The sequence below is a fragment of the Cellulomonas massiliensis JC225 genome (assembly GCF_000312005.1).
Classification (GTDB): Bacteria; Actinomycetota; Actinomycetes; order Actinomycetales; family Cellulomonadaceae; genus Cellulomonas; species Cellulomonas massiliensis.
This window is the reverse complement of the sequence record NZ_HE978588.1, coordinates 1,475,441-1,496,919: the sequence shown is the minus strand read 5'-3', so window position 1 is coordinate 1,496,919 and position 21,479 is coordinate 1,475,441. Positions and strand designations below refer to the sequence as shown.

The 21,479-nt window shown below is 75.4% G+C and carries 21 protein-coding genes; 9 read left to right on the top strand and 12 right to left on the bottom strand.

The window, feature by feature from the left end; genetic code table 11:
- Positions 1 to 792: alpha/beta fold hydrolase (locus HGCM_RS17410; protein ID WP_019136171.1), on the top strand; the 792-nt coding region annotated here is incomplete at its 5' end.
- Here HGCM_RS17410 and HGCM_RS17405 read toward each other — a convergent pair.
- From HGCM_RS17405 to HGCM_RS07145, 5 genes are all read right to left on the bottom strand, one after another.
- Positions 763 to 1,524, bottom strand: coding sequence for an esterase/lipase family protein (locus HGCM_RS17405; protein WP_019136170.1), 762 nt, complete (start codon positions 1,522 to 1,524; stop codon positions 763 to 765). The two genes, HGCM_RS17410 and HGCM_RS17405, sit on opposite strands and share 30 nt — an antisense overlap.
- Before the next feature lie 61 nt (positions 1,525 to 1,585).
- A complete protein-coding gene (locus HGCM_RS07160) occupies positions 1,586 to 2,602 on the bottom strand; it encodes a LacI family DNA-binding transcriptional regulator (RefSeq protein ID WP_019136169.1) in 1,017 nt (338 codons plus the stop codon).
- Positions 2,603 to 2,622: 20 nt separating this feature from the next.
- A complete protein-coding gene (locus HGCM_RS07155) occupies positions 2,623 to 3,534 on the bottom strand; it encodes a carbohydrate ABC transporter permease (RefSeq protein WP_019136168.1) in 912 nt (303 codons plus the stop codon).
- Entirely contained in the window at positions 3,534 to 4,490 is a 957-nt protein-coding gene (locus HGCM_RS07150; RefSeq protein WP_019136167.1) for a carbohydrate ABC transporter permease, read from the bottom strand. The genes HGCM_RS07155 and HGCM_RS07150 overlap by 1 nt, the downstream gene beginning before the upstream one ends.
- A 125-nt stretch (positions 4,491 to 4,615) precedes the next feature.
- Positions 4,616 to 5,944 carry an ABC transporter substrate-binding protein gene (locus HGCM_RS07145; protein WP_019136166.1) on the bottom strand — a complete coding sequence of 443 codons (1,329 nt, stop codon included), beginning with the start codon at positions 5,942 to 5,944 and terminating at the stop codon, positions 4,616 to 4,618.
- A 265-nt stretch (positions 5,945 to 6,209) separates the two neighbouring features.
- Here HGCM_RS07145 and HGCM_RS07140 point away from each other — a divergent pair, with 265 nt between their 5' ends.
- From HGCM_RS07140 to HGCM_RS07130, 3 genes are all read left to right on the top strand, one after another.
- Positions 6,210 to 8,300: a beta-galactosidase gene (locus tag HGCM_RS07140; protein ID WP_019136165.1), complete on the top strand. Its 2,091-nt coding sequence runs from the start codon at positions 6,210 to 6,212 to the stop codon at positions 8,298 to 8,300.
- Between the two features lie 89 nt (positions 8,301 to 8,389).
- On the top strand, positions 8,390 to 10,318 hold the full coding sequence (locus HGCM_RS07135; protein WP_019136164.1) for a glycoside hydrolase family 53 protein: 1,929 nt from the start codon (positions 8,390 to 8,392) through the stop codon (positions 10,316 to 10,318).
- A gap of 129 nt (positions 10,319 to 10,447) precedes the next feature.
- Positions 10,448 to 12,112, top strand: a complete 1,665-nt coding sequence (locus HGCM_RS07130; protein ID WP_019136163.1) for an AMP-binding protein — start codon at positions 10,448 to 10,450, stop codon at positions 12,110 to 12,112.
- Between the two features lie 12 nt (positions 12,113 to 12,124).
- On the opposite strand, the gene HGCM_RS07125 is transcribed toward HGCM_RS07130, so the two are convergent.
- The 4 genes from HGCM_RS07125 to HGCM_RS07110 form a co-directional block, all read right to left on the bottom strand.
- The gene (locus HGCM_RS07125; RefSeq protein ID WP_019136162.1) at positions 12,125 to 12,586 is read right to left on the bottom strand and encodes a GyrI-like domain-containing protein; all 462 of its coding nucleotides are present in this window, start codon (positions 12,584 to 12,586) and stop codon (positions 12,125 to 12,127) included.
- 153 nt (positions 12,587 to 12,739) lie between these two features.
- Positions 12,740 to 13,675 (bottom strand): aldo/keto reductase, encoded by a 936-nt coding sequence (locus HGCM_RS07120; RefSeq protein ID WP_026075320.1) that lies wholly within the window; start codon positions 13,673 to 13,675, stop codon positions 12,740 to 12,742.
- Between the two features lie 2 nt (positions 13,676 to 13,677).
- On the bottom strand, positions 13,678 to 14,544 hold the full coding sequence (locus HGCM_RS07115; RefSeq protein WP_019136160.1) for an aldo/keto reductase: 867 nt from the start codon (positions 14,542 to 14,544) through the stop codon (positions 13,678 to 13,680).
- A 62-nt stretch (positions 14,545 to 14,606) separates the two neighbouring features.
- A complete protein-coding gene (locus tag HGCM_RS07110) occupies positions 14,607 to 15,434 on the bottom strand; it encodes an aldo/keto reductase (protein ID WP_019136159.1) in 828 nt (275 codons plus the stop codon).
- A gap of 325 nt (positions 15,435 to 15,759) precedes the next feature.
- Here HGCM_RS07110 and HGCM_RS07105 point away from each other — a divergent pair, with 325 nt between their 5' ends.
- The gene (locus HGCM_RS07105) at positions 15,760 to 16,191 is read left to right on the top strand and encodes an Hsp20/alpha crystallin family protein (RefSeq protein WP_019136158.1); all 432 of its coding nucleotides are present in this window, start codon (positions 15,760 to 15,762) and stop codon (positions 16,189 to 16,191) included.
- A gap of 91 nt (positions 16,192 to 16,282) precedes the next feature.
- Here the strand turns inward: HGCM_RS07105 and HGCM_RS17400 are convergent, their stop codons facing one another.
- Positions 16,283 to 16,693: a hypothetical protein gene (locus tag HGCM_RS17400; protein WP_019136157.1), complete on the bottom strand. Its 411-nt coding sequence runs from the start codon at positions 16,691 to 16,693 to the stop codon at positions 16,283 to 16,285.
- 95 nt (positions 16,694 to 16,788) lie between these two features.
- Here HGCM_RS17400 and HGCM_RS07095 point away from each other — a divergent pair, with 95 nt between their 5' ends.
- On the top strand, positions 16,789 to 17,145 hold the full coding sequence (locus tag HGCM_RS07095; RefSeq protein ID WP_019136156.1) for a hypothetical protein: 357 nt from the start codon (positions 16,789 to 16,791) through the stop codon (positions 17,143 to 17,145).
- A gap of 98 nt (positions 17,146 to 17,243) precedes the next feature.
- A complete protein-coding gene (locus HGCM_RS07090; protein WP_019136155.1) occupies positions 17,244 to 18,005 on the top strand; it encodes a DUF6544 family protein in 762 nt (253 codons plus the stop codon).
- A gap of 17 nt (positions 18,006 to 18,022) precedes the next feature.
- Here the strand turns inward: HGCM_RS07090 and HGCM_RS07085 are convergent, their stop codons facing one another.
- A complete protein-coding gene (locus tag HGCM_RS07085) occupies positions 18,023 to 18,589 on the bottom strand; it encodes a TetR family transcriptional regulator (protein ID WP_019136154.1) in 567 nt (188 codons plus the stop codon).
- Positions 18,590 to 18,676: 87 nt separating this feature from the next.
- Between HGCM_RS07085 and HGCM_RS07080 the strand changes: the two genes are divergently transcribed.
- Together HGCM_RS07080 and HGCM_RS17395 are read left to right on the top strand one after the other, a co-directional pair.
- A complete protein-coding gene (locus HGCM_RS07080) occupies positions 18,677 to 19,570 on the top strand; it encodes an SDR family oxidoreductase (protein WP_019136153.1) in 894 nt (297 codons plus the stop codon).
- 45 nt (positions 19,571 to 19,615) lie between these two features.
- The gene (locus tag HGCM_RS17395) at positions 19,616 to 20,479 is read left to right on the top strand and encodes a glycosyltransferase family 2 protein (RefSeq protein WP_019136152.1); all 864 of its coding nucleotides are present in this window, start codon (positions 19,616 to 19,618) and stop codon (positions 20,477 to 20,479) included.
- A 6-nt stretch (positions 20,480 to 20,485) separates the two neighbouring features.
- Here the strand turns inward: HGCM_RS17395 and HGCM_RS17390 are convergent.
- On the bottom strand, positions 20,486 to 21,479 hold a 994-nt coding region (locus HGCM_RS17390), incomplete at its 5' end, for an aminotransferase-like domain-containing protein (RefSeq protein WP_040398990.1).

Sequence of the window (21,479 nt, the reverse complement as noted above, 5' to 3'; positions counted from 1 at the left end):
CGCTCGGTCGAGGTCGGCGGCCGGCCCGTGCACGTCCGGCTCGGGCCCACCGTCCCCGGCAGCGTGCCGGTCGTCGCGCTGCACGGCTTCGCCCTGGCCGGCTGGTCGGTGCTGCCGACCGCGCGCCTGCTCGGCGCCCGCGCGACGGCGGTCGTGCCCGACCTGCCGGGCCACGGCGCGAGCCCGCCCTGGGCCCGCGCGCTGCCCGTCGACGAGCTCGCCGACGCGCTGCTCGAGACGCTCGACGCGCTCGGCCTCGGGACCGTCGACCTCGTCGGGACGTCGATGGGCTGCGCCGTCGCTTTGGAGGTGGCACGGGTGGCGCCGCAGCGCGTGCGGCGCCTCGTCCTCACCTCGCCGACGGGCGGGCCGCACAACGAGCCCCTGCTGCGCGCGGTCGGCCAGCTGCTCCGCGACGGGCTGCACGAGCCGCCGCCTGCTCTGCCGAGAGTCCTGCGCGACTACCTGCGGTTCGGCCCGGCCGGCGTGGTCCGGCTGTTCGCCCAGACCACGCGCTTCCCGACGCTCGAGCGCGCCGGGCGGGGACCGCACCCGACGCTCGTCGTCGTCGGCACCCGGGACCCGCTCGCGCCGCCGGCCGCGCGGCTCGTCCGGCTCGGCAGGCGCGGGCCCCGGCACCTCACGGTCGCCGCCGTCGAGGGGGCGGCGCACGGCATGCTGTTCAGCCACGCGGAGGCCGTCGCGCACCTGGTCGCGTCGTGGGGCGACGGCCCCGACGCGGCACCGCCCGCGCCCGCGGCGTCACGGGTGGTGCGCGTCCCCCACGACTGAGCCGGACGACGGCCCGGCCTCGTCGGCGTCGGCGGGCGCGAGCGCCGCCGCCACCACGATGCGCACGACGCGGGGGTCCTCCAGCGGCAGGAAGTGCCCGTGCGTGCCCAGCACGACGTCCGCGGCACCGCCCAGCTCGCGCGCGCCCGGGATGTGCGGGTCCCAGACGCTGCGGACCGCGGTGATCCGCCGGTCGACGTCCCGCTCGTGCCCGAGCGCGACGATGGTCGGGTCGTCGGGCAGGAAGGCGCGCACCGCGCGGGTCGGGAACAGCCGGGCGAGCGACGAGCCGGCGTACGGGGTGTTGACGGTGACCATGTGCGCGACGCGGCGCTCGGGGTCGTGCCGCACCATCGCGAGCTTGCCGATGAGCCCGCCCTTGCTGTGCGCGACCAGCACCACGTCGCGCAGGTCGCGCTCCTGCAGGACGCGGCCGAGCAGCTCGGCGCACTCCGGCACCGGGCGGGCGTTGGTGCCCAGCTCCGGCAGGGCGTGGACGGCGAGCCCCTCCGCGGCGAGGCGCGACGCGAGCGGCTGCAAAAACGCCCACGGCTCGTAGACGCCGGGGACGAGCACGACCGGGCGGCCGACCGGACGGTCCGGGTGCTCGTACCGGTGCGGGTCGTCGCGCGCGAGCGTCCCGGCGACCTGCCGCCAGCCGGCGTAGGCGTAGTCGGCCGCGCGCCAGCCCGTCTCGCGCGCGAGCCGCGCGACCGATCCGAGCGCACCCACGCAGGCATCGTCCGCTCGCCGGCCCGCGAGCGCCAGCCCGCCCGCGGAGCGGCGTCACGCGTCAGGTGCTCGAGCGCTCGACGAGAGAGGCGGGGAGCGTGATCGCGGCGGGCTCGCGGCCCTCGACGACCTCCAGCAGGAGGCGCACCATCTCCTGGCTGATCCGTTCGAACGGCTGCCGCATCGTCGTGAGCGGCGGCTCGAGGTTGACGGCCAGTCCGGAGTCGTCGAAGCCGCCCACCGCGACGTCGCCGGGCACGGAGCGGCCGGCCTCGCGCAGCACCTGCAGCGCGCCGGCGGCCATGAGGTCGGAGCCGACGAACACCGCGTCGAGGTCCGGTCGGCGCTCGAGCAGGGCCCGCATCGCGGCGGCGCCCCCGGCGCGGGTGTAGTCGCCGTGCTCGACGAGCGACTCGTCGTACGCGTCGCCGATCTCGAGCCGGTAGCCCTCGAGCCGCAGACGGCCACCCGGGGTGTCGAGCGGGCCGGTCACGTGTGCGACGCGGGTGCGGCCCCGGTCGAGCAGGTGCCGGGTCATCCGGCGGCCGCCCGCCAGGTCGTCGGCGGTGACGTAGCCCACCGCGCCCTCGTGCCCGAGCGGGATGCCGCAGGCGATGACGGGCGTGCCCTGCGCGACGAGTGCGTCGGCCACCGGGTCGCCCGCGTGCGACGAGATGAGCAGGACGCCGTCGACATGCCCCGCGCCGATGTAGTTCACGGCCTGCTCCCGCTCGGTGCGGGTGCCCGCGACCATGAGCAGCAGCGGCATCCCCCTCGTCGCGAGCTCCTGGGCGGCGCCGCGCAGGAGGATCGAGAAGTTGGGGTCGTCGAACAGCAGCTGCTGGGGCTCGGTGAGCAGGAAGGCGACCGAGTTGGAGCGGCCCGTCGCGAGGCTGCGGGCGTGGTGGTTCGTCGTGTACCCGGTGTCCCGGATGGCGCGCTCGACGGCCGTCAGCGCCTCCGGCGACACCCAGTGGCCGCCGTTGAGGACCCGCGACACGGTGCCCCGCGACACGCCGGCGGCCGCGGCGACGTCGAGGATCGTGGGGCGTCTGCGCTGCCCGGTGGAGGAGTCCATCGGTCGCACTCTAGGGCTGCTCACGCCTTGACGGCCCCGGCGGCGAGGTCGACCTGCCAGAACCGCTGCAGGGTGAGGAACAGCGCCGCGAGCGGCACGATCGACAGCAGCGCGCCGGTGATGACGGACGTGTACATCGCCGGCTGGGACGCGCCCTGGTTGAGGAGGCCCGACAGCCCGACCGTGATCGGGAACAGCCGGTCGTCGCCGAGCATGATGTAGGGGAGCATGAAGTTGTTCCAGATCGCGACGAACTGGAACAGGAAGATGGTCACGAGGCCCGGGACCATCATCGGGACGGCGATCGAGGTGAAGATCCGACCCTCGCGTGCGCCGTCGGTGCGGGCCGCCTCCAGCACGTCGTCGGGGACCGACGCCGCGGCGTAGATGCGCGCGAGGTAGATGCCGTACGGGCTGATGACGCTCGGCAGCAGCACCGACCAGTACGTGTTCGTCAGGCCCACCTGCGCGAGCAGCAGGTACTGCGGGATGGCGAGCACCACGCCGGGCACCAGCACGCCCGCGAGGATGACGTTGAAGACGGCCTTCTTGCCGCGGAACTGGAACTTCGCGAGCCCGTAGCCCGCCATCGCGGAGACGACGACCGAGGCGAGCCCGCCGACGCCGGCGTACAGCGCGGTGTTCGCCATCCACCGCCAGTAGATGCCGCCGCGGTACTGCGACAGGTCGACGACGTTCTCGGGCAGGTGCGTGGAGGGCGCGAGCGTGAACGTCGAGAACAGCTCCGACGCGCTCTTCGTCGACGCCATCACGACCCAGAGCACGGGGAACAGGCAGTAGGCGGCCCCGACGAGCAGGATCAGCGTCCCCCACAGGCTCGGCCGCTCCCGGTGCGTGCGTGCGGGCCGCACGGCCCGCTCGGCGCGGTGCGGCACGGGCACGGACAGGGCGGGCGAGGTCGTCGTCGTCATCAGGCGTTCTCCTGGCTGAAGGCGCGGCGCTGCACGAGGCGCAGGAAGCCGAACGAGAGCACGAACGTCGCGAGCGCGATCACGACGGACGTCGCGGCCGCGGAGTAGATGTCGTCGCGCGTGAAGGCGTCGCGGTACACCTTCATGAGCGGGCTCCACGTCGTGGAGATGGTGTTCGTCAGCGGCCGCAGCGTCATCGGCTCGGCGAACACCTGCAGCGTCGCGATCATCGAGAACAGGAACGTGAGGATGAGCGACGGCATGACCACCGGGATCTTGATCCGCCAGGCGATCGCGACCTCCGAGCAGCCGTCGAGGCGCGCGGCCTCGTACAGCTCCGTCGGGATCGCCTTGAGCGAGGTGTAGATGACGATCATGTTGAAGCCGACGCCGCCCCACAGCCCGATGTTCGCGATCGCGAACAGCACCCACTGCGAGGAGAGCAGCTCGGGGGCGTCCCAGCCGAGCCGGTCGAACACGTAGAAGAACGGGCTCACCCGCGGCAGGTAGAGGAAGCCCCACAGCAGCGAGGCGATCACGGCGGGGACGGCGTACGGCAGGAAGATCGAGACGCGCGAGAAGCCCTTGGCGCGCGTGCGCCGCGCGTCGAGCAGCAGCGCGAAGAGCAGTGCCAGGCCCAGCATCGTCGGGACCAGCACCAGGCCGTACAGCCCGACGCGTGCGACCGACGCGAGGAAGTCCGGGTCGGACAGGGCGCGGGCGTAGTTGTCGAACCCGGCCCAGACCTCGGTCCGGGCGCCCTTGCCCAGCCCCAGTCCGCTGACCTTGACGGTGCGGAAGCTCAGGTACACCGAGTAGAGGATCGGCAGTGCCAGGAACAGCGCGAACAGCACGAGCGCGGGCGACAGGTACACCCACGGCGCGAGGCGGCCCCGGCGGCGGGGACGGCGGGTCGCCGCGGCGGCGGTCGTCGGGGTGTCGGTGAGCGTGGCCACCGGTCCTCCTTCGTCGGGCCTGAACGGCCCCGGTCGGTGCCTCGAAGGGCACGGCCGCCCGGCTCCAGGGGGAGAGCCGGGCGACCGTGGGCGACGGGCTCGGCCTGCGAGGCCGGCCCGTCCGGTCAGTCCTTGACCGTGAAGCCCGAGTTCTTCAGGTCGTCGACCGTCGCGGTCTGCATCGCCGTGACGGCGGCGGTGAACGCGGAGGCCTTCTTCGCCTCGGCGGCCTTGCCGAACTCGTCGTTGTACGCGGAGTAGGCCACGTTGACGTTCGGGCCGTAGGTGAACGGCTGCACCGTCTGCGCGATCTGCGCGGCGATCGTGTAGAAGTCGTCCTGCTCGGGGAAGAACGCCGGCGGCTCCGACAGGGCCTCTGCCTGGCCGGGGATGTCGGCCGGGTACAGGCCGCCCTCCTGGGCGAGGATGTTCACGCCCTCCTGCGAGGAGTTCATCCAGGCGATGAACTCGGCCGCCTCCTTCGGGTGCTTCGACTGCGACGTCACGCTCGTGGCGGAGCCGCCCCAGTTGCCCGTGGCCTGGCCGCCCTCCTCCCACTGCGGCAGCGGCGCCATCTTCCACTTGCCCGCGGTGTCGGCGGCGTTGCCCGCGAGGACGCCGGGCGCCCAGATCGCGGAGACCCAGCCGATCTGCGTGCCGTCGTTGAGCGCGGCGTTCCACTCGGGGGTGTACATCGGCTTGTTGTCGATCACGCCCTTCTCGACGAGGTCGCCCCAGTACTGCGCGACCTTCTGCGTCGCGGCCGAGTCGATGTCGACCGTCCACGCGTCGCCGTCGATCCCCCACCACGAGGCGCCGGCCTGCTGGGCGAGCCCGGTGAACCAGCCGGCGTCGGTCGCGGAGAACGTGCCGAGGTACGCCTTCGGGTCCTTCTCACGCAGCTCGGCTGCCACCTCGGCGTACTGCGCCCACGTCGTCGGCACCTCGAGGCCGTACTTCTCGAAGAGGTCGGCGCGGTAGTAGAACTCCATCGGGCCCGAGTCCTGGGGCACGCCGTACACCGCGTCGGAGCCCAGGGTGACGGCTTGCCACGTGCCGTCCGCGAAGTGGCTCTGGACGTCGCCCGGCAGGTCGCCCTTGATGTCGGCCAGCGCGTCCGCCGACACCAGCGTGGGGATCTTCTGGTACTCGGTCTGCATGAGGTCCGGCGCCCCGGAGCCGGCCTTGATCGCGGTCAGCAGCTTGGTGACGGCCGGGTCACCGCCGTCCTGCTTGTTGACCGTCACCTGGACGTCGGGGTGCGCGGCGTTCCAGGCCGCGACGACCTCCTCCATGCCCGGCGCCCACGTCCAGAACGACAGCTCGACCTTCCCGCCGGACCCGGTGGAGCCCGTCTCGCCCTCGGACGACGTGCCGCCGCTCGAGCACGCGGTGGCGAGCAACGCCGTCGCGGTCAGCGCGACCGCCGCACGGATGCCTGAGTGCAGGCGCATGTGACCTCCTCGTCAACGCCCGCCGCGACCGTGCGGCGGGAAGCGCCGGTGCGGCGCGACTGCCTGTGCACGCTCACAGTACGCACACGGCAGCGAGGGTTGTCAACGTCGCGGTTCGTGGTGTTATCTGTTCGTTGTGCACGCTCACAGGCTGAGAGCGCACACAGTTCTTCACCCGGACGACGCCCCGAGGCACGCGGTGAGGCCGCACCTCTGCGGCCGCCGCCGGCCCTCGTGGCCGAGCCCGACGACCCGACGGAGCGTCATGACGTCCCTGCCCCCTGCCTCGTCCCACCCCGCCCCGCCGCCGGGGCCGCAGCCACGGCCCGGGACGCGCCGGTGGGACGAGCGGCTCGGCTCGATCGCCTACGGCGGCGACTACAACCCCGAGCAGTGGCCGCGCGAGGTGTGGGAGGAGGACGTGGCCCTCATGCGCGAGGCGGGGGTCACCCTCGTCAGCGTCGGCATCTTCTCCTGGGCGCTGCTCGAGCCGCGCGAGGGCGAGTACGACCTGGGGTGGATGGACGAGCTGCTGGACCTGCTGCACGGCGCCGGCATCGCCGTCGACCTTGGGACCCCCACCGCGTCCCCACCGGCGTGGTTCTTCCACGCGCACCCCGAGGCCCGGGTCGTCACGCGCGACGGCACCGTGCTCGGGTTCGGCTCGCGCGGCATGGCGTCGCCCAGCTCTCCGGCCTACCGCGCGGCGGCGCTCCGCATCACGACCGAGCTCGCCCGCCGCTACGGGGACCACCCGGCCGTCGTGCTGTGGCACGTGCACAACGAGTACGGCGCCCCCGTCTCGGAGGACTACTCCCCCACCTCCGCGGCGGCGTTCCGGGCCTGGCTGCAGGACCGCTACGGCACGCTCGACGCGCTGAACGCCGCGTGGGGCACCGCGTTCTGGGGGCAGACGTACGGCGCGTGGGAGCACGTCGGCGTCCCGGCCCTCGCGCCAAGCGTCGTCAACCCCGCCCAACGGCTCGACTTCGCACGGTTCACCGACCACCAGCTGCGCGCGTGCTTCGTCGCCGAGCGTGACGCGATCCGGCGGTACTCCGACCGCCCGGTCACGACGAACTTCATGGCCGCCGAGTGCCCCGCCACCGACCTGTGGGCGTGGGGCCGCGAGGTCGACGTCGTCTCGAACGACCACTACCTGACGGCTGCCGACGAACGGGCGCACGTCGGGCTCGCGCTCGCGGCCGACCTCACGCGATCGGTCGCCGGCGGCACCCCGTGGATCCTCATGGAGCACTCGACGTCCGCGGTGAACTGGCAGCCGCGCAACGTCGCCAAGCGGCCCGGCGAGATGGCGCGCAACGCCTTCCAGCACGTGGCCCGCGGCGCGGACGGCGTGCTCTTCTTCCAGTGGCGGGCCTCCCGGTCCGGCGCCGAGAAGTTCCACTCGGCGATGCTGCCGCACGCGGGGACCTCGTCGCGCGTGTGGCGCGAGGTCGTGGCGCTGGGCGCCGACCTGGCCCGCGTCGGGGAGCTGCGCGGCTCGCGCGTCCGTGCGCAGGCGGCCCTGCTGTGGGACTGGGAGTCGTTCTGGGCGCAGGACCTCGAGTGGCGCCCGAGCGTCGACCTCGACCACCGCGAGCGCGTGCGCGCCTTCTACGAGCGGCTGTGGCGCGACGGGATCACGGTCGACATGGCGCACCCGGAGCAGGACCTGTCGGGGTACCCGATCGTCGTCGCACCCGCGTCGTACCTGCTCTCGCGGGCCGCCGCGGAGAACCTCACGCGGTACGTCGAGGGCGGCGGCACGCTCGTCGTCTCCTACTTCTCCGGCGTCGTGGACGAGCACGACGCGGTCCACCCGGGCGGCTACCTCGCTCCGCTGCGGGACCTGCTCGGCGTCGGCGTCGAGGAGTTCCTGCCGCTGCGGGAGGGGCAGCGCGTCCGGGTCGCCTGGGAGGGTCCGCGGTCCGCCGAGGGCGAGCACGAGCTCACGGCCGACGTGTGGTCGGACGAGCTCGTCCTGGCCGGGGCCGAGGTCGTCGCCACGTACCTCGACGGGCCCGCCGCGGGGCGGGCAGCCGTGACGCGGCACCGCCGCGGCGCGGGCACCGGTTGGTACGTCTCGACCCGGTTCGACGTCGAGGCCCTCGCCACGGTGCTCGCCGGCGCGTACGCGGACGCGGGGCTCGCGCCGGCGGGGCTGCCGCAGGACGTGGAGGTCGTGCGGCGCCGGGGCGCCGAGGCCGACCACCTCGTCGTCGTCAACCACGGCGACCAGCCGGTCGCCGTGCCCGCGGACGGCGTCGACCTGCTCACGGGCGAGCCCACCGGCTCGTCGGTCAAGGTGCCGGCGGGCGGCGTCGCGGTCGTCCGGGTCGCCCCCACGAGCTGATCCCCGCCGCCGCGGGGAGGACCGCGGCGGCGACCACCGGGCGGCAGGTCGCCACCCGGGCAGGCCCCCGTCAAGGAGGACGAGGAGTCATGACAGCACGCACGCGTTCCCGCGCGCGGCGCCGCACCGGCGCCGTCGCGCTCGCCACCGCACTGACCCTCGGCCTGACCGCGGTGTCCGCCTCGGCCGGGTCCGCCCGGGCGGTCCCGCCCGCCGACCCGACGCCCGGCGTCGTCGACGGCGCCGGGTTCGAGGACGGGCTCGCCGGGTGGACCGTCTCCGGCACCCCGGGAGCGGCGAAGACCGAGGCCGACGGCCGCACCGGTGCCGCGCGGCTGACGCACTGGTCCGCGACCGCGTTCGACGTCACGACGTCGCAGCGCGTCGAGGGCCTCGCCGACGGCTGGTGGACGGCCGCCGCGTGGGTGCGCTCCGGCGGGGCGCTCGACGCGACCACGGTCGCGCTCGCCGGGTGCGGCGTCGACGACGCCACCACCACGCCGCTCACGCAGCAGGACGACGCCTGGGTGCGCGTCGCGGTCTCGGCGTACGTGGTGGGCGGCGGGTGCGAGCTGCGGATCCGGACGGCCGGCCCGGGCGGCGCCTGGGTGAACGTCGACGACGTCACGCTCGAGCGAGGTCGCGTGACGCGGGACGTGCGCGGCGGCGACCTCTCCGGCCTGGCGAAGAACGAGGACCACGGCGCGACGTACGCCGACGCGCGGGGCCGGCGCGGCGACGCGGTCGAGATCCTCGCGGACGCGGGGATGAACCTCGGGCGGCTGAAGGTCTGGGTCGACCCGGCCGACGGCTACAACGACGTGACCCACGTGGTCGCGACCGCCCGGCGGATCACGGCCGCGGGGATGCGGCTGCTCGTCGACTTCCACTACTCCGACCGCTGGACCGACCCGGGCGCCCAGGGCGTGCCCGCCGCGTGGGAGGGCCACTCCGTCGCCCGGCTCGCCCAGGACGTGCACGACCACACCCGCGAGGTGCTCGACGCGCTGGCAGCCGCGGGGATCACCGCCGACTACGTGCAGGTCGGCAACGAGATCAACCCCGGGATGCTGTGGCCGTACGGCCAGACGTGGGACGTCGTCCCCGGCGACGGCGTGGACGGCGCCCAGTGGGACGACGCCCTCGCCTCCTTCCTCACCGCGGGCGCGCAGGCGGTCCGGGAGGTCTCGCCGCGCACGCGCGTGATCCTCCACCTCACGAACATCAACAACGGCATCGGGTCGCTGACGTGGTGGTTCGACGAGGTCACGGCGCGCTCGGTGCCCTTCGACGTGATCGGCCTGTCCTACTACGGGTACTGGCACGGCAGCCTGGCCGACCTGCAGGGGGCCGTCTCGACGCTCTCGGAGCGCTACGACCGGGACGTCCTCGTCGTCGAGACCGCGTACCCGTTCACGCTCGCTGACGACGCGCCGGCGTGGGAGAACGTCATCGACCGGCCCGACGAGCTCGTCGCCGGCTACCCGGCGACGCCCGCGGGCCAGGCGGCGGCGCTGCGCGCGGTGCAGGACGCGGTCGCGTCGGCACCCGGAGGCCGCGGGCTCGGCACCGTGTGGTGGGAGCCCGCGTGGACGTCGGTGTCCGGCAACGGCTGGGACCCGGCCGACCCGTCGTCGGGCAACGCGTGGGAGAACCAGGCGCTGTTCGACTTCGACGGGCGGCTGCTGCCCGCCGCGGCCGAGCTCGCGCCGGACCCGTCGGCGCCGGGCCGGCGCGCCGCGACCCGGACGGTGCTCGCGGCCGCCGACACCCGCGGCCCGGGCGCGTCCGCGGTCGTCCACGTCGTCGCTCCCCGCGGGCGGCCGACCGGCCTCGTCGTCGTCCGCGAGGGTGGCCGCGACGTCGCGCGCACCCTCCTGCGCGCGGCCGACCGCGGCGCGGTGACCCTGCGGCTGCCGCTCCCGGCCGGGCGCCACGTGCTGACGGCGTCGTACCTCGGCGACCTGTCGTCGACCGGGTCGTCGTCGCGGTCCGTGCCGGTGACCGTTCGCCGCTGACCCCTCGGACCGCGGGTCGCGCCGCTCGCCTGGTGCAGGCGGCGCGACCCGGCCGAACGGGTCCGGGACGTCGGCAGGTCGTCCACCTACGGAGCCGTAACCTACGCAACCGTAGGTTAGGCTGATGGCGTGACGACGTACCCGTACGCCCCCGGAGTCCCCCGCACCGTCGAGGTGCCGGACGAGCCGCTGGGCGCGGGTCTGGAGCGGGCGACGGAGCGGTTCCCGCAGCGGGTCGCCATCGACTTCCTCGGCGCGACGACGACGTACGCGCAGCTCGCCGATCGGGTGGCGCGTGCCGCGTCGGCGCTGCACGCCCTCGGCGTCCGGGCGGGTGACCGCGTCGCGATCGCGCTGCCCAACGGCACGAGCCACGTGGTGGCGTTCTACGCGACGCTGCGCCTGGGCGCCGTCGTCGTCGAGACGAACCCGACGTACACCGCCGCCCAGCTGGCGCACCAGCTCGACGACTCGGGCGCGAGCGTCGTCCTCGCGTGGGAGCACGTCGTCGAGGCCGCGCTGGCGGCGGGCGGCGACCGGACCGTCGTCGCCGTGGACCTCTCGGCCGACCTGCCGTGGCGCTCGCGCCTCGCGCTGCGCCTGCCCGTGCCGGCGGCGCGCACCGCGCGCGCGGCCCTGCGGGCGCCGGTCCCGGCGGGCGTGCCGGTCTGGCACCGGCTCGTCGCGGCGGCCTCCCCCCTGCCCACCGACCACCCCGCGCCGGCGCCGACCGACGTGGCGCTGCTGCAGTACACGGGCGGCACGACGGGTACGCCGAAGGCGGCCGTGCTCACGCACCGCAACCTGCTCGCGAACGCGATCCAGGGCCGCGCCTGGACCCAGGCGCGCGACGGCGAGGAGACGGTCTACGGCGTCCTGCCGTTCTTCCACGCGTTCGGGCTCACGCTGTGCCTCACGTACGCCGTCCAGATCGCCGCGACGCTCGTCGCGTTCCCCAAGTTCGACGCCGAGACGGTGCTCGCCGCCCAGCGCCGCCGGCCGGGCACGTTCCTGCCCGCCGTCCCGCCGATGCTCGACCGGCTCAGCGCCGCCGCGGAGGCCGCGGGCGCCGACCTCTCGTCGTTCCGGTACGCGATCAGCGGCGCGATGCCCCTGCCCGCGGCGACGGCCGCCCGCTGGGAGCGGCTCACCGGCGGCCTTGTCGTCGAGGGCTACGGCATGACCGAGACCTCGCCCGTCGCGCTCGGCAACCCGCTGTCGGCCGACCGGCGACCGGGCACCCTCGGCATGCCGTTCCCGAGCACGGAGATCCGCGTGGTCGACCAGAACGACCCCACGCGCGAGGCCGACGAGGGCGAGCTGCTCGTCCGCGGCCCGCAGGTGTTCGCCGGCTACTGGGGCCGTCCGGAGGAGACCGCGGAGCAGCTCCTGCCCGGCGGCTGGCTCCGCACCGGCGACGTGGTGCGCGTCGAGGACGGCTACGTCGTCCTCGTCGACCGCATCAAGGAGATGATCATCACCGGCGGCTTCAAGGTGTACCCGTCGCAGGTCGAGGACCGGCTGCGCGCGATGCCGGGCATCCGCGACGTGGCGGTCGTCGGCGTGCCGGCCGAGGGCGACCTGGGCGAGCAGGTCGTCGCGGCCGTCGTGCTCGACGAGGACGAGCCCGCGGGCGTCGACCTGGAGGGCGTGCGCGCCTGGTGCGAGCAGCACCTCGCCCGCTACGCGCTGCCGCGCCGCCTCGTCGTGGTGCCGGACCTGCCGCGCTCGCTCGTCGGCAAGGTGCTGCGGCGCGTCGTCCGCGAGGACCTCGTCCGCGGCGCGACCGCCTGACGCCCGCCGCGGTCAGGCGAGCGGCAGCACCAGCCGCGTCTCCGTGAGCTCCGGGTCCCCGCCGGGCGACGGGTCGCTCACGTACTCCTCCCAGAAGTCGCCCCGGCCCGCGCCCGCGTTCGCGGCCCGCCAGCTCTCGAGCTCCTGCCACGCGGCGGGCAGCCCGTCGTAGGGGCCCGTGTGCACCGCGGTGACGGCACTGCCGCCGGGGATGCGGACCACGTGGACGCCGCCGCCGATCGAGCCGGTCGACATCCCGATGACGGGCAGCCCGGCCGCGACGTCGACGGTCGCCGACGGCCCGCCGTGGTACCAGCCGAGCGCGGGCCCGGCGACGGCGCCGCCCGCCTGCGCGACGGCCTCGCCGACGGCGCGGTAGGCCCGGTCGTAGAACTCGGGGAGGCGGTCCATCGCGACCTTCTCGCGCAGGACGGCGACGAGCCGGTCGGGCTCGGTCTCGAGCTGGACGTCCACGGGGGCCTCCTCACAGGCGGGGTCGGGGCGGTGGTGCGTGGGGTCGGGACGAGCGACGGCGGGCGGCGGCGCGCGGCCGGCGACGAGGCCGACGCTAGCCCCGTCGCCCGCCGCGCGCACCGGGTTCCCGGACGCGGGTCGGGCGGGCCGCCCTCAGGGCACCGTGTACCCGGCCGCCCGGAAGAGCTCGTACCACTCCGCGCGGGTGAGCGTGACCTCCGAGCCGGCGGCCGCCGCGGCCACCCGGGCCGGCGTCGTCGTGCCGAGCACCACCTGGGTGCGGCCCGGGATGCGGGTGATCCAGGCGACGGCGATGGCGATCGGCTCGACGTCGTACTGCGCCGCCAGCCTGTCGATGGCGGCGTTCAGCTCGGGGTACTCGTCCGAGCCGAGGAACACGCCGGTGAAGAAGCCGGCCTGGAACGGCGACCACGCCTGCAGCGCGATGTCGTGCAGGCGGCAGTGGTCGACGATGCCGCCGCCGTCGAGGGTGATCGACTGCTCCTGGCCCTGCATGTTCGCCGCGACACCCTGCGCGACGAGCGGCGCGTGGGTGATCGACAGCTGCACCTGGTTCGCGACGATCGGCTGGCGCACGTGCGCGCGCAGCAGGTCGACCTGGCGCGGCGTGTGGTTCGAGACGCCGAACGCGCGGACCTTGCCCGCCTCGTGCAGCTCGTCGAACGCGCGCGCGACCTCCTCGGGCTCGACGAGCGCGTCCGGGCGGTGCAGGAGCAGCACGTCGATGCGGTCGGTGCCGAGCGCCTCGAGCGAGCCGTGCACCGACTCGACGATGTGCTCATAGGAGAAGTCGAAGTACGGCCCGTCCTTGACGATGCCGCACTTCGTCTGGATGGTCAGCGCGTCGCGCTCCGAGGGCGTCAGCTGCATCGCCTCCGCGAACCGCCGCTCGCAGCCGTGCAGCTCGTTGCCGTACACGTCGGCGTGGTCGACGAAGTCGATGCCGGCGTCGCGCGCGGTGCGCAGCAGCTCGCGGACCTCGTCGTCGCTCTTGTCGGCGATCCGCATGAGCCCGAGGACGACCTCGGGCGCCTCGATGTCGGTGCCGGCCAGGGTCAGTCGTTTCACGGTCACTCCCCGCTCGCGGACAGCGCCGCGATCTCGTCGTCGGTCAGCTGGAGCTCGGCCGCCTGCACCGAGTCCTGGATGCTCGTGGGGCGCGAGGCGCCCGGGATCGGGATCACGACGGGCGCGAGCGCGAGCTCCCACGCGAGCGCGACCTGCTGCGGGCTGACGCCGTGCGCGTCGGCGACCTCCTGGAACGCGGAGTGGCTCGTGCCCACCTCGCTCGCGCGGGCGATGCCACCCAGCGGCGACCACGGCAGGAACGCGATGCCGAGCGCGGCGCAGTGCTCGAGCTCGGCGAGCGAGGAGCGGAACCGCGGCGAGAACTGGTTCTGCACCGAGACCAGCCGACCGCCGAGCACCTCGTTCGCCTCGTCGATCTGCGCGACGGTCGCGTTCGAGATGCCGGCGAGCTGGATGACGCCCTCGTCGAGCAGGTCGCGGATCGCGCCCACCGAGTCGACGTACGGCACGGCCGGGTCGGGGCGGTGGAACTGGTAGAGGCCGATCGCCTCGACGCCGAGGCGCCGGGCCGAGGCCTTGGCCGCCTCCTTGAGGTGCTGCGGGCGCCCGTCGATCGTCCACGTGCCGTCGCCCGGGCGCAGGTGGCCACCCTTGGTCGCGACGAGCACGTCGGAGGTGTCGCCGCCGTAGGAGCGCAGCGCACGGGCGATGAGCTCCTCGTTGTGGCCGACCTCGTCGGCGTGCAGGTGGTAGGCGTCGGCGGTGTCGATCAGGGTCACGCCCGCGTCCAGCGCGGCGTGGATCGTGGCGACGGAGCGGTCCTCGTCGGGCCGGCCCTCGATGGACATGGGCATGCCGCCGAGACCGATCGCGGAGACGGTGCGGGGGCCGAGCGTGCGCTGCTGCACGGGTGTTCCTTCCGGGGGTGCGATGAGGGCTGGGCGGGGGGTGCGAGCGGCCGGGGTGCGGCTCACATCTCCTCGTGGTGGTCCGGGTCGCCGCCGATGCGGCCGCGCTCGAGCGCGGAGATCGCCGCGACCTCGTCGTCGGTGAGCTCGATGCCCGCGACGTCGAGGTTCTCGGCCTGGTGCTCGCGCGACGCCGCCTTGGGCAGCGGGACGGAGCCGAGCGCACGGTGCCAGGCGAGGACGAGGCGCGTGACGGAGACGCCCTTGTCGCGCGCCAGCCCGGCGAGCACGTCGTTGTCGAGCAGGTCGCTGCGGCGGCCGAGCGGGCTCCAGGCCTCGGTGACGATGCCGTGCTCGTCGTGGAAGGCGCGCAGCCGGGCCTGCGCGAAGTAAGGGTGCATCTCGACCTGGTTGACCGCGGGCAGCACGCCCGTCTCGTCGGCGAGCCGGCGCAGGTGCGCCTCGGTGAAGTTCGAGACGCCGATCGAGCGGACCTTCCCGGCGTCGCGCGCCGCGACCATCGCGCGCCACGTGTCGACGTAACGGTCGACGCTCGGGTTCGGCCAGTGGATCAGGTACAGGTCGACGCGGTCGAGGCCCAGCCGCTGCAGCGACCCGTCGAGCGAGCGCAGCGTCTCGTCGTAGCCGTGGTCGCGGCCCGGCACCTTGGTGGTGACGACGAGCTGCTCGCGGATCCCCGTGTCGCGCGCGCCGGCGCCGACGCCGGCCTCGTTGCCGTAGTTCACGGCGGAGTCGACGAGGCGGTACCCGACCTCCGCGGCGCTGACGACGGCGTCGCGGGCCTGCGCGTCGTCCAGCGGGTAGGTCCCGAAGCCGATCGCGGGGAGGGTGTGACCGTCGTTCAGGGTGAGGTCAGCCAGGTCGGCCACGCGGGTTCTCCTCGGTGAGCGGGGGCGGTGGGTCGCGCAGGACGACGGCGGCCGGGACCCGGCGCGCCGTCGTCCTCCGGTCTAGCACCCCGCCTGCCCGCGCGCACAGGGTAAGCCCCGAGGAGGGGGTGGGCGCGTCCGTCCACAGGGCCGGCGTGGCCTGGCGCAGGACCTTCGTCAGTCGTTCGCTCAGAGCGAACATCGGTTGGCACTCTCACGTCGCGAGTGCTAATCCTGGAGGCGTAGCCGCCCCGGCGGAACGGACTCCGCCGGGCAGCACCCGAGCCCGGACGGTCCGGGCTCGCCGCGAGGGAGGTGAGGGTCCGTGGCTACGCGTTTCGACCCGTTCCAGGAGCTCGACCGCCTGTTCGGGCAGGTGCTCGCCGCCGACCGCGCGTCGGCCACCATGCCGATGGACCTGTACCGGTCCGGCGACCACTACGTCCTGCACGTCGACCTGCCGGGTGCCGACCCGGGCACGATCGACGTCGCCGTCGAGGACCGCACGCTGACGATCCGCGCGCAGCGCTCGCCGCGCACCGACCAGGACGTGCAGTGGCTCGCCAAGGAGCGCCCGTCGGGCACCTACGCCCGCCAGCTCGCGGTGGGGTCGGGCCTCGCGCTCGACCGCATCGAGGCGACCTACACCGACGGCGTCCTCACGCTGACCATCCCGGTCGCGGAGGAGGCCAAGCCGCGCAAGATCTCCGTCCAGCACGGCGCGCCGACGGCGATCGAGGCGTCGACCTCCGCCTGAGGTCCTGGACGTCGGCGGCGCCGCCCCGGGGGGACCAGGGGCCGGCGTCGCCGGCCGTCCGTGCGGCCCGTCGCGCGCGAGCCGTCCCGGCTCAGGCGTGAGCGAGCCGACGCCAGCCGGTACGCACCGCGAGCAGCGCCCCGCCGACGACGAGGACGAGCCCGACCGCCACCCACGGCCACGGGCTCGTCGCGTCGAAGCACGACTCCGTCGTGGCCGTCGTCGAGCACACCCGCCCCGGGCCCGTCCGGTTCAGCCACGCGACGTAGAGCGGCAGGGCGCCCGCCCCGACGAGCACGGCGGGCGACTCGGGGAAGCGACGCGCGACGAGCAGGACGACGACGAGCAGCACGCCGACCGGCACGGTGAACACGCCGATGGCGCTCACGACGAGCGCGAGACACGCGCCCGCGACCGCCCACGCGACGATCGCCCACGGGCGCACGGGGGCCGGCTCGGCGACGGGCCGCACCGGCGCCGTCTCCGTCGTGTGGTCCGTCATGACGCCAGTCTTCCGCGCAGCGGGATCGGGCGAAAGCCCCACGCGGCCCGGCAAACCGCCTGACCTGCCCGTGCGCCGCTGCCTACCATCGGCGGATGCTGCCCTCGGACTGGATCGAGCACCGCCGCCCCGACGACCGTGAGCTCCTGGGCTGGGTCCGCCCCGACGGGGACGCGTTCGTCGCGGTCGACCGGCTGGGGCGCGACGTGTCCGGCCCGGTCGACTGGGTCGAGGCCGAGCAGGCGCTCGACGCCCGCGGCATCCGCTGGCTCGCCGACCGCTGGCGCCTCACGCTCGACGACGGCAGCGAGCGGCTCGTCCGGCTCTCCGAGGTGACGCCCGAGCGCGTCGTCGTGGTCGCGGACGACTTCGGCGCCGCGTCGGCCGTCGGCTCGCGCCCCGAGACGTTCACGCTGCCGTTCCCCGCGCCCGGCACGCTGACGTCGGCCTGACACCGGGACCATCGGTCCAGGCGCCGGCCGGCGCGACCTCCTAGCCTCCGGAGGGAGGGCGCCGTCGCCGCGCCCGCCCCGGACCCCGAGGAGGCGCCGTGCGTCGGCCGTCGGGAGCCCGCGACCGCGCCGCGCAGGCGTGGCAGGAGCTGTCCGCCTCGGGCGCGCCGTCGGGGACGTTCACACCCGAGCTCGTCGCCGACCTGCCGGCGGCCGCACGGCGGTGGCTGCGCTACAGCATCGCCCCCGGCACGCCGCTGCACCGGTCCGCGGTCGTCACGATGGAGGGCGAGATCCGGCTCGGCGCCTGGCGCCCGTTCCGCGCCCGCCAGGTGCTCGCCCCACCGGACGGGTTCGTGTGGCGGGCGACCGCCCGCGTCGCGGGCCTGCCGGTCACGGGCTTCGACCGACGCAGCGGCGGGACGGGCGAGATGCGCTGGCGGCTCGCCGGCCTGGTCCCGGTGATGACCTCCGACGGGCCCGACGTCACGCGCAGCGCCGGCGGGCGGCTCGCGGCCGAGGGGGTGTGCGTGCCGACGACGTTCGACCTCGCCTCGTGGTCGGCCGGCGAGGACGACGGCGCCTGCCGGGCGACGTGGCAGGTCGGCGCCGGCACCGAGCACGTCGACCTGCGCGTCGACGACGAGGGGCGCCTGCTGTCCGTCCGGATCGACCGCTGGGGTGACCCCGACGGGACCGGGTGGCGCCGCGTGCCGTTCGGCGTGACCGTCGAGCGCGAGGCGACGTTCCACGGCGTGGCGGTGCCGGCGGTGTACCGGGCCGGGTGGTGGGCCGGCACCGACCAGCAGGACGAGGGCGAGTTCTTCCGGGCGCGCGTCACGGACGTCGCGTTCGCCTGACGCCGAGCTCCGGCCGGTCAGCTCGCGGCGACGCTCCGCAGGGCCGCGAACGCTCCGCGCACCAGCGGGACGAGCGATCCGGGTCGCTCGTCGTCGATCCACTGCTGGAAGCCGACGCGGAACGCCGTCGTCCCGAGCTCGGCGGCCAGGTCCGCGACGGCCGGCTCCACGCCGCGGCGGCCCAGCGCGTCCCGGACGGCCGCCGACATCGTGGCGAGCTTGAGCAGCTCGCGCTCCTGCAGGGCGGCGTTCTGGGCGATCACGGCGGCGCGGCGGCGCGGGAAGCCCGGTGGCCGCTCGTCGAGCGCCGCGGCTGCCTGGGCGAACGCCTCGGCCGCGGCCCCGGCCGGCGACGCGACGTCGGGCAGCTCGGCGATGGTGCGCTCGAGCACCGCGAGCAGCTCGGACGAGCCGTCGAACAGCACCTCGCGCTTGTCGGTGAAGTGCCGGAAGAAGGTGCGCTGGGTGACGCCGGCGCGCTCGGCGATGTCGTCGACGGTCGTCTGCTCGAACCCCCGCTCGGCGTAGAGGTCGAGCGCGGCCGCCACGAGGCGGTCGCGGGCGCCGGGCTCCCATCGGACCATGCCGGCCATCCTAGTGATGACAGTTGCTGACATCGAGGCGTACAGTCGCGATGTCAGCGACTGTCATCACTCGTCAGGAGAGCGCTCATGCGCGTGTTCGTCACCGGGGCCAGCGGCTGGATCGGCGTCGCCACCGTCCCCCACCTGCTCGCCGCCGGCCACCACGTCGCCGGCCTCGCCCGCTCCGACCGGTCCGCCGCCGCGTTGCGCGCGGCCGGGGTCGAGCCCGTCGCGGGCGGCCTGGCCGACCTCGACGTCCTCGACCGCGAGGCGCGCGCGTCCGACGCCGTGCTGCACCTCGGCTTCCACCACGACTTCGGCGACATGGCCGGCGCCGCCCGCCTCGAGCGCCAGGCGGTCGAGACGATGCTGGCCGCGCTGGAGGGCACCGGCCGCGGGTTCGCCCTCGCCGCGGGCGTCGCCGGCCTGACGCCCGGCCGGCTCGCCACCGAGGAGGACCGCTCCCCGCACGAGGGCCCGGACGCGCCGCGCGGCGGCAGCGAGAACCTCGCGCTGTCGTGGGCCGGCCGCGGCGTCCGCACGGTCAGCCTGCGGTTCGCGCCCACCGTGCACGGCACCGGCGACCACGGGTTCACGGCGGCTCTCGTCGGCATCGCCCGCGAGCGCGGCGTCAGCGCACACGTCGGGGACGGCTCGCACCGCTGGGCGGCGGTGCACGTGTCCGACGCGGGCCGGCTCGCGGCGCGCGCCCTGACGGCCGCACCGGCGGGCACGGCGTGGCACGCGGTCGCGGAGGAGGGCGTCGCGACCCGGCGGATCGCCGAGGCGATCGGGCAGCGGCTCGGGCTGCCGGTGGCGTCGATCAGCGAGGAGGACGCGGCCGAGCACTTCGGCTGGCTCGCACGGTTCTTCGGCCAGGACCTCGCCGCCTCGAGCACCCTCACGCGTGAGCGGCTCGGCTGGGAGCCGACCGGCCCGACGCTGCTGGCGGACCTCGCGGCGGACGCCTACGTGAGCTGAGCGCCACCGCGGGCGCGTCGCGGCGGGGCGGGGTACGACGGGACGATGCGCACCTGTCCCGACGGCCGGGCTTCGGAGGACGAGCGGGTCACCCTCGTCGTCATGACGCGCGACCGCCGGGCCAGCCTGCTCGCCAACCTGCCGCGGCTGCGCGCGGCGACGGTCGTCGTCGACAACGCGTCGCGCGACGGGACCGCGGCGGCGGTGGCGGCCGCGTTCCCCGCGGTCGAGGTGGTCCGGCTGCGCCGGAACCTGGGCGCGGCGGCCCGGACGATCGGCGCGGCGTGCGCGTCGACGCCGTACGTGGCGTTCGCGGACGACGACTCCTGGTGGGAGACGGGGGCGCTCACGGCCGCCGCGCAGGTGCTGGACGAGCACCCGGGCGTGGCCGGCGTGTGCGCGCGCATCGCGCTGGCGCCGGACGGCCGGACGGACGGCATCTGCGAGCTCCTGCGCGACTCGCCCCTCGACCGCGACGGGCTGCCCGGCCCCCGCGTGCTCGGCTTCGTCGCCTGCGCGACCGTCCTGCGGCGGTCGGACCTGCTCGCCGTCGGCGGGTTCGACCGCGTCGTCCGCTTCCCCGGCGAGGAGGACCGCGTCGCGTGGGACCTCGCCGCCGCGGGCCGCGCGCTGGTCTACCGGGACGACGTGGTCGCCTGGCACGCGCCCGGCAGCGTCGACCGCTCGGGCGACCGCCGGTCGGTCGCCGTCGCCCGCTCCGCGGTCCTCACCGCGGTGCTGCGGCTGCCGTGGCGCCGCGTGCGGGAGCGGGTCGTCGGCGTCGCGCGCGACGGCACCACCCGCCGGGCGCTGCTCGGCGTGCTGGCGCGGCTGCCCGCCGCCCTGCTCCAGCGGCGCCCGCTGCCGCCGCAGGTGCTGGTCGACCTCGACCGCCTGCGTGCGGCCTGACGGGCGTCAGCCGGCCGCGGCGCCCACCGCCTGGGCGAGGAGGGCCACGGCCTCGTCCACCCGGGCGTCGGCCAGGTTGCCGTAGCCGACGACGAGCGTGCGCGAACGGTCCGCGGGGCGCGCCTGGTACCGGCGCAGGTCGACGACCGCCACGTCCCGGGCGGCGGCCTCGCGCACGACGTCGGCCGCGTCCGGGACGTCGGCCGCGTCGGTCGCGTTCGGGCCGAGGACGAGGAGCAGGTGCAGGCCGGCGGCGAGGCCGCGCACGTCGGCGCCGGGCAGCTCGCGACCCAGGGCCGCCACGAGGGCGTCCCGGCGGCGCCGGTACCGCACGCGGGTGGCGCGCAGGTGCCGGTCGTACGCGCCGCCCTCCAGGAGGCGGGCGAACGTGAGCTGGTCGACGACCGACGGACCGGGGGGCGCGTCGCGGGCCGCCCGGGAGAGCGCCTCGCGCCAGCGCGGCGGCACCACGGCCCAGCCGGTGCCGAACCCGGGTGCGAGGGTCTTGCTCAGGGAGCCGAGCAGCAGCACGCGGCCCGGGTCCAGGCGCTGCAGCGCCGCGACCGGCCGGCGGTCGTAGCGGAACTCGGCGTCGTAGTCGTCCTCGACGACGAGCCCGTCGACGTCCCGCGCCCACGCGACGACCCGTTGGCGGCGCTCCGGGGCGAGGGCCACGCCGGTGGGGAACTGGTGGGCGGGGGTGAGGAGCGCCGCGCGGGCCCCGCTGCGGGCGGAGGCCGCCACGAGCGCGTCGACGTCGGCACCACCGTCGTCGACCGGCACCGGCACCGGCTCCAGCCCCGCGCGACGCGCGACGTCGCGCAGCACCGGCCAGCTCGGGTCCTCGACGAGCAGCCGCCGGTGACCGGCCGCGACGAGCGCCGCGGCGACCAGGGCCATGCCGTGCGTCGCCCCGTGCGTGAGCACGACCGCCTCGTCGGGCGCGTCGACCAGGCGGGCCCGGCGCAGATGGGACGCTGTCGCCGCGCGGGCGCGCGGG

Coding starts and splice junctions, on each gene's coding strand:
- HGCM_RS07085 (WP_019136154.1), bottom strand. CDS start 18,589: ATGGTCCGATGGGAGCCCGGCGCCCGCGACCGCCTCGTGGCGGCCGCG.
- HGCM_RS07095 (WP_019136156.1), top strand. CDS start 16,789: ATGCTGCCCTCGGACTGGATCGAGCACCGCCGCCCCGACGACCGTGAG.
- HGCM_RS07160 (WP_019136169.1), bottom strand. CDS start 2,602: ATGGACTCCTCCACCGGGCAGCGCAGACGCCCCACGATCCTCGACGTC.
- HGCM_RS07140 (WP_019136165.1), top strand. CDS start 6,210: ATGACGTCCCTGCCCCCTGCCTCGTCCCACCCCGCCCCGCCGCCGGGG.
- HGCM_RS07080 (WP_019136153.1), top strand. CDS start 18,677: ATGCGCGTGTTCGTCACCGGGGCCAGCGGCTGGATCGGCGTCGCCACC.
- HGCM_RS07135 (WP_019136164.1), top strand. CDS start 8,390: ATGACAGCACGCACGCGTTCCCGCGCGCGGCGCCGCACCGGCGCCGTC.
- HGCM_RS07155 (WP_019136168.1), bottom strand. CDS start 3,534: ATGACGACGACGACCTCGCCCGCCCTGTCCGTGCCCGTGCCGCACCGC.
- HGCM_RS17395 (WP_019136152.1), top strand. CDS start 19,616: ATGCGCACCTGTCCCGACGGCCGGGCTTCGGAGGACGAGCGGGTCACC.
- HGCM_RS17400 (WP_019136157.1), bottom strand. CDS start 16,693: ATGACGGACCACACGACGGAGACGGCGCCGGTGCGGCCCGTCGCCGAG.
- HGCM_RS07145 (WP_019136166.1), bottom strand. CDS start 5,944: ATGCGCCTGCACTCAGGCATCCGTGCGGCGGTCGCGCTGACCGCGACG.